General features: G+C 65.8%; 10 protein-coding genes. 3 read left to right on the top strand and 7 right to left on the bottom strand.

Features of this window, described 5'->3' with window-relative positions; all coding sequences use genetic code 11:
- Positions 1-2: 2 nt before the first annotated feature.
- Positions 3-803, bottom strand: coding sequence for a BtpA/SgcQ family protein (locus HDIA_RS22635; protein WP_099558213.1), 801 nt, complete (start codon positions 801-803; stop codon positions 3-5).
- 168 nt (positions 804-971) lie between these two features.
- Between HDIA_RS22635 and HDIA_RS22630 the strand changes: the two genes are divergently transcribed.
- A complete protein-coding gene (locus HDIA_RS22630; RefSeq protein ID WP_099558212.1) occupies positions 972-1772 on the top strand; it encodes an SDR family NAD(P)-dependent oxidoreductase in 801 nt (266 codons plus the stop codon).
- A gap of 20 nt (positions 1773-1792) precedes the next feature.
- On the opposite strand, the gene HDIA_RS22625 is transcribed toward HDIA_RS22630, so the two are convergent.
- Positions 1793-2659, bottom strand: coding sequence for a DeoR/GlpR family DNA-binding transcription regulator (locus tag HDIA_RS22625; RefSeq protein WP_162292682.1), 867 nt, complete (start codon positions 2657-2659; stop codon positions 1793-1795).
- Between the two features lie 200 nt (positions 2660-2859).
- On the opposite strand from HDIA_RS22625, the gene HDIA_RS22620 reads away from it, so the two are divergent.
- A complete protein-coding gene (locus tag HDIA_RS22620) occupies positions 2860-3999 on the top strand; it encodes an ABC transporter ATP-binding protein (protein ID WP_281259967.1) in 1140 nt (379 codons plus the stop codon).
- Between the two features lie 284 nt (positions 4000-4283).
- Here the strand turns inward: HDIA_RS22620 and HDIA_RS22615 are convergent, their stop codons facing one another.
- From HDIA_RS22615 to HDIA_RS22605, 3 genes are all read right to left on the bottom strand, one after another.
- A complete protein-coding gene (locus tag HDIA_RS22615; protein WP_099558209.1) occupies positions 4284-5114 on the bottom strand; it encodes a carbohydrate ABC transporter permease in 831 nt (276 codons plus the stop codon).
- Entirely contained in the window at positions 5111-6091 is a 981-nt protein-coding gene (locus HDIA_RS22610; RefSeq protein WP_245884039.1) for a carbohydrate ABC transporter permease, read from the bottom strand. The genes HDIA_RS22615 and HDIA_RS22610 overlap by 4 nt, the downstream gene beginning before the upstream one ends.
- 93 nt (positions 6092-6184) lie before the next feature.
- A complete protein-coding gene (locus HDIA_RS22605; RefSeq protein ID WP_245884037.1) occupies positions 6185-7483 on the bottom strand; it encodes an ABC transporter substrate-binding protein in 1299 nt (432 codons plus the stop codon).
- A gap of 460 nt (positions 7484-7943) precedes the next feature.
- On the opposite strand from HDIA_RS22605, the gene HDIA_RS22600 reads away from it, so the two are divergent.
- Complete coding sequence (locus HDIA_RS22600; protein WP_099558208.1) at positions 7944-9137, top strand: amidohydrolase family protein; 1194 nt, start codon at positions 7944-7946, stop codon at positions 9135-9137.
- Positions 9138-9140: 3 nt separating this feature from the next.
- Here HDIA_RS22600 and HDIA_RS22595 read toward each other — a convergent pair whose 3' ends face one another.
- Together HDIA_RS22595 and HDIA_RS22590 are read right to left on the bottom strand one after the other, a co-directional pair.
- A complete protein-coding gene (locus HDIA_RS22595) occupies positions 9141-10214 on the bottom strand; it encodes an NAD(P)/FAD-dependent oxidoreductase (RefSeq protein ID WP_099558207.1) in 1074 nt (357 codons plus the stop codon).
- A 289-nt stretch (positions 10215-10503) separates the two neighbouring features.
- The gene (locus HDIA_RS22590; protein ID WP_210202873.1) at positions 10504-11703 is read right to left on the bottom strand and encodes an NAD(P)/FAD-dependent oxidoreductase; all 1200 of its coding nucleotides are present in this window, start codon (positions 11701-11703) and stop codon (positions 10504-10506) included.
- Positions 11704-11723 lie beyond the last annotated feature (20 nt).

The raw sequence follows: 11723 nt of genomic DNA, 5'->3' as shown, positions 1-11723 counted from the left end.
CCTCACCGCAACGTCTCCACCACATCCATGAAGCGCTTCACGCGCTCGCCGTCTACGGGGTTCCAGGTGTTGCCGTCCACCTTGAAATGGGTGCCGATGACGCAGCCGGAGGCGACCGACATGACATCGCGGACATTGTCGATGTTGACGCCGGTGTTGGCGAAGATCGGCACCTCGCTCACCGTCTCGGCCACCATGCGCAGGTCCGACTGGGCGGCCGGCTGGCCGGTGATCGGGCCGGACACGAGGATGGCGTCGGCAAGCGAGGAGAAGACCGCACTCTTGGCCCGAAGCCCGATCGGGCGCTGATCGAGGGAGCTGGCGAATTCGGCATTGATGTTGAAGAGCAGCTTCATGTCGTCCCGGCCAAGTTCGCGGCGAAGGCGCAGCGCTCCGGCGCAATCCGGCTCCCAGAGCCCCATGTCGGAGGCAAAGAGGCCGGTGAAAATCTCGCGCACGAAAGACGCGCCCGTCGCCGCGCCGATGGCGATGCTCGCCTTCGGGTCCCAGAGATAGTTGACGCCGAAGGGCACTTTGATCGCCGGCTTGCAGGCGCTCACGACCGCCGTCATCGCCGCGATGCCGGAGGCCGGTGCCTCAAGCTGGTAGGGGCGGTCGTTCTCGTTGCCGAACATGATGGCGTCGACGCCGCCCGCCTGCAGCTTCTCGATGTCGGCCAGCGCGCCCTCGATCAGCGCGTCCATGCCGGCCTTCGCGTCAAAGAGCGGCGTGCCCGGCAGCGCCCCGATATGCACCATCGCGATGACGGCTTTCTTCTTCGATCCGAAGAACTCGAAAATCATGTCCTCTTATCCCGGCTCTCACATGCGGAGCCGCAACCGGCCCCGGGCATCAAATGTTCGACTGCGACCAGTTTTGGTGCATAATCAAACATAATCAAACAAATTCGCTCTTGTCTCGCCCTTTCTTGTTGATATACCGGAATTCCGTTCGCGCCGAGGAGCCTTGTCATGACCGTGCCGCAGCCCGTCGTTCCCACCTATCCCGATCTTGCCGGCAAGCGCGCCTTCGTCACGGGCGCTGCCGTCGGCATCGGGCGGGCAATCGCCGAGGCCCTGACGCGGCAGGGGGTGCGCGTGGCGATTGCCGACCTCAACCGCGAGGCGGCGGAAGAGGCGGCCGGCTCGGTCGGCGGCGGAGCGATCGCGATTGCCGTCGACGTGCGCAAGCGGGCGTCGGTGGAGACGGCCTTCGCCGAGGCGCTCGAAGCGCTCGGCGGCTGCGAGATCGCCGTCGCCAATGCCGGCGTCTCGACCATGAACCCCGCGCTCGATCTCACCGACGAGGAATGGGACTTCAATTTCGACGTCAACACGCGCGGCGTCTTCCTCACCAACCAGATCGCGGCCCGCCATTTCGTGAAGAACGGGAGCGGCGTCATCGTCAACACGGCCTCACTGGCCGCCAAGGTGGGTGCGCCGCTGCTGGCACATTATTCGGCGAGCAAGTTCGCCGTCCTCGGCTGGACGCAGGCGCTGGCCCGCGAGCTGGCCCCGAAGGGCATTCGCGTCAATGCGGTCTGCCCGGGTTTCGTCAAGACCAGCATGCAGGCGCGCGAGGTCGAATGGGAGGCGACGCTGCGCGGCATGACGGCGGAGGGGGTTCTCGCGGACTATGTCGCGCAGACGCCGCTCGGCCGGATCGAGACGCCGGAGGACGTGGCGAGCGTCGCGGTCTTCCTCTGCTCCGACGGCGCGCGTTTCATGACCGGCCAGGGGATCAACGTCACCGGCGGGGTCTACATGACATGAGGGCCTTGACGCTCTCGCCGTCAAAGAACGTGGAAGCGCGACGGCTCCAGCTCAGGCGCGACGAGCACCCGCACGCCGGCCTCACTGAGCGCCTCCGCCAGGGCCGGCGACGGGGGACTGTCCGTTACGAGGATATCGATCGCCTCAAGGCCGCAGATGCGGGCGAGCGCCCGGCGTTCGAACTTGGAGGCATCGCACAGGACGACCACCGTGCCGCAATTTTCGATGAAGGCGCGCTTCACCTCGGTGTCCTCGGGCGAATAGTCGTAGACGCCCTCGCCGCCGAGGCCGGAAACGCCGATGAAGGCGAGGTCGACGAAATGGGCCTTCACGTCTCGGATCGCGCCCTGGCCGACGATGGAGAACTCCGGCGTGCGCACCTCGCCGCCGAGGATATAGACCGGGCTGCCGTCGCCGGCGAGTTCCATGGCGGCGCGCATGTTGTTGGTGAAGATGCGAAGGTCGGCGCGGCCGGCGATCTTGCGGGCAAGGGCGAGAATGGTCGTGCCGACGTCGAGGGCGATGGACTGGCGCGAGCCGACGAGGCCGGCAGCGGCTTCCGCGATGGCGGCCTTGGCCTCGGCCTGACGCACCATGCGCTGGTCGAACTGCGGTTCGTCGACGTCGATGGCGGTGCGCTCGCCTTCGGGCAGGGCGACGGCGCCGCCGTGGGTGCGGGTGATCTTGCCCTCGCGCGACAGCATGACGAGATCGCGCCGGATCGTCATCGTCGAGACACCGATCTGCTGCGCCATGTCGGTGACCGAGATAAAGCCGTTGCGCCGGAAGGCGTCCATGATGCGCTGGTGGCGCACGGGCGCCGGAACGCGTCCGCCCGCAGCGCTGGCGCGTTTGTCAGATCCGGCCGTGTCGTCCATGTTCGTCATTGACACTGCCTCCTCTGCAGTCCGGTCCGTTTCGCCGCAAGGACGCTGGCCGGGTCTTGTTTCGATCTGGATATCACGAGCGGGAATGTTCGAAAAGGTTGCTTTTTGTTCCAATGCACCAATGATGGTCGCCGGCGGGCCGACGGATCCGGCCAGCGGACGGTGCAGCGCCCTTTCCCCCTTCATCGCCAGGAGAGCGAATGTCTGAGCACGCAATGCCCGTCACGGACGCGGTGCGCAAGCCCGATGGAGACGCTGCGGAGGAAGGGCTGGTCCTTTCGGGCGTCCGCAAATCCTTCGGTGCCAGCGAGGTTGTGCGCGGCGTCGATCTCAGGGTCGCCAGGGGCGAGTTCATCGTCGTGCTCGGGCCGTCGGGCTGCGGCAAGTCCACTCTCCTGCGCATGATCGCGGGTCTCGATGACGCCTCGGCCGGCGAGATCCGGATCGGCGGCAAGGTCGTCACCCACCTGCCGCCGCGCAAGCGCGGCTGCGCCATGGTGTTCCAGAACTACGCGCTCTATCCGCATCTCAACGTGGCCGGAAACATCGGCTATCCATTGAAGGTGGCGGGCGTTCCCAAGGCGGAGCGGGCGGAGCGCGTCGCCGAGGCGGCGCGGATCGTGAACCTTTCCGACTATCTCGACCGCAAGCCCTCGCAACTCTCCGGTGGCCAGCGCCAGCGCGTCGCCATGGCCCGCGCCATCGTGCGCAATCCGGCGCTCTTTCTCTTCGACGAGCCGCTTTCCAACCTCGACGCCAAGCTTCGCGTGCAGATGCGGGCGGAAATCCGCGACCTGCACCAGCGGATTGGGGTCACCTCGCTCTTCGTCACCCACGACCAGGTGGAGGCGATGACGCTCGCCGACCGGATCGTGGTGATGAATTCCGGCCGGATCGAGCAGGTCGGCACCCCGACGGAAATCTATCACCGGCCCGCGAGCCGCTATGTCGCCTCCTTCGTCGGCACTCATCCGATGAGCTTCGTCGAGGCGCGGATTTCCGCGGACGGGCGTGAGGCCATCGTCGGCGAGGCCGGCAGGATTCCGCTGCCGGGCACGGTGCACAGCGACCGGCACGGCAAGCGCATCGTGGTGGGCCTGCGCCCGGAAGGCGTCACCGTCACCGACGCCGGCGCGGGGATGCTGGCGGCCAGCCATGTCTTTTCCGAAGAGCTCGGCTCTCTGACGGTGCTTCATTGCCGAATGGAGGGCGTCAGCGTTCTGGCACAGGGGCCGTCCGGCTATCGGCCAGCCTCGAACGCGGTTGGGCTGACCGTGGCGCCGGAGGCGGTCTATCTCTTCGATGCGGAAACGGGACAGGCGGTCGGAACTCGAGATTGAGAGATTGGCCGCCCGGCAATTCGCCAATCGGGCATTTGCCACGACATCCTCACGCGGATTTTGTCGTCATTCCCGCGAAAGCGGGAACCCAGCACACTGCAAGGATGATCTTTGCCATTGAATGACTGTGACAGACCCGGCGGGATTCTCCATAACCGTCAGGCTGATCGATGGCTGGGTTCCCGCTTTCGCGGGAATGACGACAAACGAGAGGTTCGGGTTGTTGGAGACGACCAGAAAGCGGTTGGCGTCTTTCGGGAAGCTGTCCGCCTGTCTGCCCCTGCTCAGTGCATGCCCCGGGTCAGGCCCTGCACGAAATAGCGGTTGAGCAGCAGCGCCATCAGCACAATCGGCAGCGTCGAAAAATGCGCCAGCGCGCCCATCGTCCCCCAGGAAACGTCCTTGGTGCCGTAGGCCGAGAGCAGCGCGACGGAAAGCGGCTTGGAGTCCGCCGTCGTCAGGTAGACCGGCGTCAGGAAATCGTTCCAGGCGAGCATGATCGACAGCAGCGAACTTGCGATGATGCCCGGGATCACCAGCGGCACGGCGACGAAGAGAAAGGCGCCAAAGGCCGTTCGCCCGTCGAGCTGGGCCGCATATTCGGCCTCCGGCGGCAGGGCGCGGAAATAGGAAAACATCATCCAGACGACGAAGCCGGCGGACAGCGTTGCGTCGGTGAGGACCACCGCCCAGACGGTGCCGAGCAGCCCGACATCGCGCATCATCAGGTAGAAAGGCATCAGCGTCACGACGCGCGGCATCATGCGAATGGCGAGCAGGGCGTAGGCGATGGTTGCCGCGTGCTTCCAGCCGCTGCGGGCCAGCGCATAGCCGGCGGGCACGCCGACCAGCAGCGCCAGCGCCGTGGTGCCGAGCGCGATCTTGAGGCTATTGCCGGTGAGCAGCGCGACATCGAAGAGCGAGAAGAGCTGGCGGAAATTGTCGAGCGTCGGCGTGAAGGCGAAGGTCGGCGGCACGGAAAAAATTTCGCGTGCCGGCTTGTAGGCGGTGGAGCCGATCCAGACCAGCGGGCCGAGGAAGACAGCCAGTGCAAGGATGACCGCAAGGCCGGCCAGAATGCGCCCGGCCGGCAGGGAGCCTCGCTCGGCGTTCATGGCGCTACCTTCCGGTCATAGCGGTTGATGGCGAGAAAGAAGAGGTTCGCCATGACGGCGACCATCGCCAGCATCAGGGCCGAGATCGCGCCCGCCTTGCCGACGTTGAAGAATTCGAGGCCCTGCTTGACGGCGGCGATCATCAACACGTTGGTCGCGTCGTTCGGGCCGCCATTGGTGGTGACGTAGATCGTGTCGAAGACCATGGTGGCGTCGATCATCCTGAGGATCAGCGCGAGCAGGATCGTCGGCACCATCAGCGGCAGCACGACCGTGAAGAAGCGCTGCAAGGTCGTTGCGCCATCCATTTCGGCGGCTTCCAGCACGGAGGCCGGGATCGCCTTGAGGCCGGCGAGCAGGATCAGCGCCATCAGCGGCGTCCACTGCCAGACATCCATGGCGACGATGGTAGCAAGCGCCGTCTCGGGCGTGCCGAGAAAGCCGCGTTCGGCGGAAATGCCGAGTGTGCGCGCCCAGTAACCAATAGGGCCATAGTCGGGCGTCAGGAGGCCGCGAAAGATGAGCCCGGTCGCGAGCGGCGTCACGGCGACCGGCACCAGCATGAGCGCAAGGCTGATCCGGTTGAAGAGGCTGTCGCGCCAGAGAAGCAGCGCCAGCGCGAAGCCGATGACGAACTCCAGCGCCACCGCCGACCCGGTGAAGACGAGCGTGTTGACGATCGCGGCGTGGGTGCTGGAATCGGACCAGAGGCGGGCGAAGTTGTCGAAGCCGACGAAGGCATTCCGGTGCGGCTTCAGGAGATTGTAGCGGTAGAGGCTGAAGAACAGGCCCTGCAGCGTCGGGATCACCGAGCAGACGAAAACGTAGAGGACGACCGGCAGGGTGATGGTGAGCAAAAAAAGCCGCCGGCGGGCCTCGAGGGGCTCGTGCGGCGGCAAGAGGCGCGCCAAAATTCCTGGCCTGCCCTGAGGGGCCGCCGCGTCATTCGCCATCGCATCCGAACTGGTGGCTGTCATGAGATCGCGGTCATCCTTCGGGCCTTGCTGGACCGGACATCGAGGGGAAGGCGACCACACGCAAGTGCGAAGGCTGCATCCCCTCGGGCCGTCTCAGAACAGTTCCTCGGCCTTCGCCTGCGCATCGTCCAGCGCGGCCTTCGGGTCGGCATTGCCGGCAAGCACCGCGTTGACGGCCGTTCCGAGGATATCCTGAATCTCGGGATATTCGGGAATGCGCGGGCGATAGTCGCCGTCGCCATGTTCGAAGGATTCGGCGATCACCGGCTGGAAGGGGTATTTTTCCAGAAGCTCCGGATCGGCGAGCGTGCTCTTGCGGATGTAGCCGCCAGCGCCGAGAAGCGCGAGTTCCTTCTGACCCTCCTTGGAGACCAGATACTTGATCACGCTCCAGGCCGCCGCCTGACGGTCGTCGGAAATGTCCTTGTTGATGGAAAGGCCCCAGCCGCCTATGCCGTATTTCGGCGCCAGGCCCTCGCCGGGCGGCGCCAGCACGACGGCGAACTTGCCGACCACCTTGGACTGCTCCGGATTGCCATAGGCGGCAGCCCCCACGGACCAGGTCTGCATGGTGGCGGAAATGCCCTGGCGGAAGGATTCCTCGCGCCCGCCCCAGTCATAGTCGACGGCGCCGGGAGGAGCCGCCTTGTCGAAGAATTCCTTGTAGACGGCAAGGCTCGCCACGTTGGCGTCGGAGTTGATCGCCGGCATGCCGTCCTCGCCGAGGATCGAGCCGCCGAGTTGGGCGTTATACTGCATCCAGTCCTGCGCCACCGCCGGGCCCTTCTGGCCGTTGGCGACCCAGCCATACTGGCTCTTGTCGCGGTCCGTCACCTTGATCGCGTCGGCCATCAGCTCCTGCATGGTCTTCGGCGCCTCAAGGCCGGCGTCCTTGAAGATGTCGGTGCGGTAGACGAGCACGTTGGCATAGCCGGAGAAGGGAAAGGCGACCTGCATGTCGCCGTAGCCGCCGAGCGAATTCATGACGGCCGGATAGATGTCGTCGAGGTCGAGCTCGTCTTTGTCCTTTTCGATCAGTTGCTTGAGGTCGATCACCTGGCCGCTGGTCGCATACTGGCCGGTCAGCACATTGTCCATGGTGACGATGTCGTAGCCGCCCGTGTCGCCGACGAAGTCGGCCGTCGTCTTCGTCATCAGCTCGCCGTAGTTCATGATGTCGACCTTGATGTCGACGCCGGTCTTGTCCTTGATCGTCGGGGCGAGCTTGGCCATCGCCGCGCCGAAGGGATCGTTCATCGAGGCGAGGTTGAGCGTCATCTCGGTGGCGCTCGCCGGGAGCGCGGAAAGAACCGTCAGGACCGCCGCGCAGGCAGAGCCGCGCATGAGGCCCCGGCGGTGGGTTCCCTTGGATGTCGAAAGCGTCTGCGGCATGGCAAACCCCCTGGAGTTGATGGTCGACGCGACAAAGAGCATGAGGCCGGCGCGAGGCGCCGACACGGCTGGTCGGTAGTGCCTTTGCATGCCGCGTGCCATTTGCAACAGAAATGAACTTATTCGAACAATCTCAAACGAACCAGCACAGAATTGATCATCGGCGGCCCAATTCGGCGGCCCTGACCGGGTCTCGCAGACCGCATCGGCGCGCGCCGATCCAACCTCCGCACCAAGGCGTCGACCGGGAGCGCCGAATTTTACATCAGTGCGCCGAGAATCTGTGCAGGCATTTGCCGGCCATGCCCGGGCGGGCGGTCAATCTGATGTGAATGCCGACCGGACCGCGCCGTCGTTGCCTGGCTCCCGAAATCCGATCACAGTCGCCGGTGCCGAAGGGCATGGCATTCGCATGCGGGACCCTCCGCAAGGATCACACGACGCTGACAGGACACGCTCCATGTTGAAGACACCCGACGACCGAACGACATTGCTTCGTCTCGCCAATGTCTGTCTGGCCGACCGCGAGGGGCTGTTCGACGTCGTTCTCGGTGCGGGCGTCATCGGCTCGATTGAACCCGCATCGACGGTGAACGAAGCGACGGAGGCGCTCGACCTTGAAGGCCGCCTGCTGTTGCCGGCCTTCGTCGATGGGCACATCCATCTCGACAAGACCTTCCTCGGCCTGCCCTGGCGGCCGCATGTGGAAGGCCACACGGTCGCCGCGCGGATCGCCGCCGAGCGCAAGGAGCGGGCCACGGCCGCACGCGAGATGCCGATGAAGGTCCGCGCATGCAAGCTGATCGACCGGATCGCCGGCTACGGCACGCTGGCCCTGCGCTCGCATATCGACATCGACGAGGAGATCGGCCTTTCCCACGTCCACGATCTGCTGGCGCTGCGCGAGGAGGTGGCGGGCCTTGTCGACATCCAGTTCGTCGCCTTTCCCCAGAGCGGCCTGACCGCGAAGGTCCGGGAGATGATGGACGAGGCGCTGAGCCTCGGCGTCGACCTTGTCGGCGGTCTCGATCCGGCTGGCATCGACAACGATCTGGAAGGCCATCTCGATACCGTCTTCGAGCTTGCCGAGAAGCATGGCCGGGGCGTCGACATCCACCTGCACGATCCGGGGCTGCTCGGCACCTTCGAACTCAAGCAGATCGCCCGGCGCAGCGCGGCGCTTGGCATGCAGGGCCATGTCGCTGTCAGCCATGCCTATGCCCTCGGCATGGTCGACGCCGGCGAGCTTGCCGCGACCGCGTCGGAACTTCAACGCGGCGGCGTTTCGATCATGACCAACGGGCCGGGCAATGCCGCCATTCCGCCGATCAAGGCGTTGATCGAGGCGGGCGTCAGGGTCTTTTCCGGCTGCGACAACATCCGCGATGCCTGGTCGCCCTTCGGCACCGGCGATCTGCTCGAACGGGCGGCGGTGATCGGCTATCGCGCCGGCTTTGCCAGCGACGCGGACCTGGCGCTCGCCTTCGATCTGGTGACGACGCACAGCCGCGCGGTGATGGGCTTGGCCCCGGTGACGCTGGAGCCGGGCTCTCCCGCCGATCTCGTTGCCGTCAAGGCGGAGAACCTCTCCGAAGCCGTCGCGTCGACGCCGCGCGAGCGGATGGTGTTCCGCAAGGGGCGGCCGCTCGCCTGACCGTCACCCCGCCGCATCGACCAGCCGCGCGGCTTCCTCGCCCGAGTGCGGGGCCAGCTTGAAACCATGGCCGGAACAGGCGGAGACCACAGTCGCCTTGCCGCCGACCGGGCGGATGACGAAATCCTCCGTGTCGGTGACCGTGTAGTAGCAGGCCTTGCGCTCCAGGATCGTGTAGCGGTCGAAGCCGGCGAGCGCCCTGGTGCCATAGTCCATCAGCCGGGCGCAGTCCTCGTCGGTGGCAACCCGCGGCGCATCCGGGTCACCCTGCCGGGTGAAGATGTGGTCGCCGATCTTCAGCCGCGTGCCCGGGCGCGGCGGCAGCATGTAGGTGGTACTGTCGTTGCCGAGATCGAGGAAGATGGGTGCCTCGCGCCATGCGGCGGCAAGCTCGACAGGCGGAGACAGAAAGAGCACCGCCTGCCGCGACGGCGTTGCTTCGCCGGCTAATTCCGGGAGCAGCCGCAACACCCAGGCACCTGCCGCAATGACGAGATGGTCGGCCTCGTGGACGGTGCCGCCCACGGTCAGGCGTGCGTTTTCGGGGTCGATGTCGGAGACGTCAGCGCTCTGGTGAAATGTCACGCCCTTGGCGCCGAGATGCACCACGAGGTCGGTCAGGATGCGGATCGGGAAGAGAATGCCGGACCCGTCAATCGACACAGCGCGCGTCATGCCGTCCATGCGGATCATCGGATATCTGTCCGCGACCTCGCCAAGGGACAAGTCGCGCCAGCCGAGGCCGAAGCGGTCCAGATCGACGATCGAGGCATCGACCCAGGGCTCGGGGCCGCGCTGGAAGAGGATCTGCGGCCGCTCGTCGAGATGGCGCGCGCCGATGTCCGCGAATAGCTGCTCCCAGAGCCGGAAGGCCTCCGGCATCTTGTCGGCATAGGCGTGCATCGTGCCATAGGCGTGGCGGGTGATGCGGTGCTCGTCGTAGGAACTGGAGACGAGGTTGGGGATGCCGCCGCGCTCGAAGACCTCGACCTCATAGCCCCGGCGCACCAACGCCCAGGCCGTGCAGAGGCCGTTGATGCCGGCGCCGATGACGAAGACCTTCTTGGATTTGGACATGGCGGAACTCGTTGGGAGAAAAGGAAAATCAGGGTCTACGAGGAAGACGGGGCCGAAAGAAACCAAACCTTTTCATCGTCATCGCCGGGCCTGACCCGGCGACCCAATCTCGGGGTGGCATCGGAGGTTGTCAGTTGTTGGACGGCGCCGTTGCCTCAGTTGGGTTCATCGCCTCTCGGAAATGCGAGTAGGTTGCCGGGTCAAGCCCGGCAATGACGATGGAGAAGCGTAGAGAGCGGGTAGGATCGCAACTGAGCGATCGCTTCTCCCTTTCCATCCATCAGTTCCCTCACGCCACATGCCGTACGGCACTGGGACTTTCCGCCATCTCCTCGCGGGCGACCCAGCCCTTCTTCTCCGCCCAATCCGCCTCCAGCCCGTCGAAGCGCGATAGGCCGTATTTGGAGATATCGGTGAAGGAGCAGGCGCCGTCGACGACAAGATCGCGGATCGCATGGCCGGATGCCGGCGAGAGCCCGAAGCCGACCGCCGACATGGTGCAGAGCGTGACATTGCCCGGATCGGCGAGCCGGTCGATGATCGGGCGACCGTCCGGCGTGTTCTCGATGATGCCGGCCCAACTTCGGATGACGCGGGCATGGGCGGCCTTCGGGAAGAGGTTGACGACGCGGCGGGCAAGGCTTGCCGCGAGCGGGGTCGAGGGCCGCGCCGGCGCCTCGCCGCGCTTGGGCAGGTCCACCCACTCGTGCGGCCCCCCGCCATAGGCAAGATTGCCGCGAAGGGTCTGGCGACCGTAGAGCCCATTGCCGTCGACGCCGCCGAGCGGCATCAGGGGCAGCGGTTCGGTGACGATCATCTCGGCGCGGGCGGAGCGAACCGGCACGTCAATCCCGATCGTCCCCATGAGTTCGCCGATCTGCGGACCGCTGGCGACAACGAGGTGGTCGCAGCCGAAGAAGCCCGCCGGCGTCTCCACCCCCGTCACCTTGCCCCCCTCCATGCGGATCGAAGTCACGGGCGTATGCTGCAAGATGCGCCCGCCGAGATCCTGCAAGGCCCAGGCATAGGCCTGCACGGTGCGCTGCGGGTTGGCATGGCCGCCGACGTGAAGATGGATGCCGCCGAGCGCCGTCGCACCAGCCAGCGGCACGCGGCGCCGGATCTCGTCGCCATCCAGCAGCTCCCAATCGTAGCCGAGGCCGCCGATGGTCTCGCCCATCGCCTTGTAGACGCGATAAAAATGCTCGTCGGTCGCAAAGATGATGCGCTCGCGGCAATATTCGGTCGGATAGCCGAGAAGTTCGTCCATCATCGGCCAGAGCCGCTGCTCCTCGTGGAAGAGCGCGCTGTTGTAGTGGGTGCAGCCGCCGCCGTTGCGGCCCGAGGCCTCCCATCCGACGATGCCCTTGTCGAGGACGAGGACGTCGACGCCGGAACGCGCCAGCCACCATGCCGCCGAAAGGCCGGTGACGCCGCCGCCGACCACGATGACCGAGGCCCCCTGCCGGTCACCTGCGTTGTTTGTCACTGCCGTCTGCATCGCTGCGT

This window comes from Hartmannibacter diazotrophicus (assembly GCF_900231165.1).
Classification (GTDB): Bacteria; Pseudomonadota; Alphaproteobacteria; order Rhizobiales; family Pleomorphomonadaceae; genus Hartmannibacter; species Hartmannibacter diazotrophicus.
Note: the sequence above shows the minus strand (reverse complement) of the source record. Positions and strands in the feature narration are given on the sequence as shown.

What these genes read in the sequence shown, in the direction of transcription:
- HDIA_RS22615 (WP_099558209.1), bottom strand. Translation starts at nt 5,114, where the DNA reads ATGAACGCCGAGCGAGGCTCCCTGCCGGCCGGGCGCATTCTGGCCGGC.
- HDIA_RS22620 (WP_281259967.1), top strand. Translation starts at nt 2,860, where the DNA reads ATGTCTGAGCACGCAATGCCCGTCACGGACGCGGTGCGCAAGCCCGAT.
- HDIA_RS22610 (WP_245884039.1), bottom strand. Translation starts at nt 6,091, where the DNA reads ATGACAGCCACCAGTTCGGATGCGATGGCGAATGACGCGGCGGCCCCT.
- HDIA_RS22600 (WP_099558208.1), top strand. Translation starts at nt 7,944, where the DNA reads ATGTTGAAGACACCCGACGACCGAACGACATTGCTTCGTCTCGCCAAT.
- HDIA_RS22605 (WP_245884037.1), bottom strand. Translation starts at nt 7,483, where the DNA reads ATGCCGCAGACGCTTTCGACATCCAAGGGAACCCACCGCCGGGGCCTC.
- HDIA_RS22625 (WP_162292682.1), bottom strand. Translation starts at nt 2,659, where the DNA reads ATGACGAACATGGACGACACGGCCGGATCTGACAAACGCGCCAGCGCT.
- HDIA_RS22630 (WP_099558212.1), top strand. Translation starts at nt 972, where the DNA reads ATGACCGTGCCGCAGCCCGTCGTTCCCACCTATCCCGATCTTGCCGGC.
- HDIA_RS22635 (WP_099558213.1), bottom strand. Translation starts at nt 803, where the DNA reads ATGATTTTCGAGTTCTTCGGATCGAAGAAGAAAGCCGTCATCGCGATG.
- HDIA_RS22595 (WP_099558207.1), bottom strand. Translation starts at nt 10,214, where the DNA reads ATGTCCAAATCCAAGAAGGTCTTCGTCATCGGCGCCGGCATCAACGGC.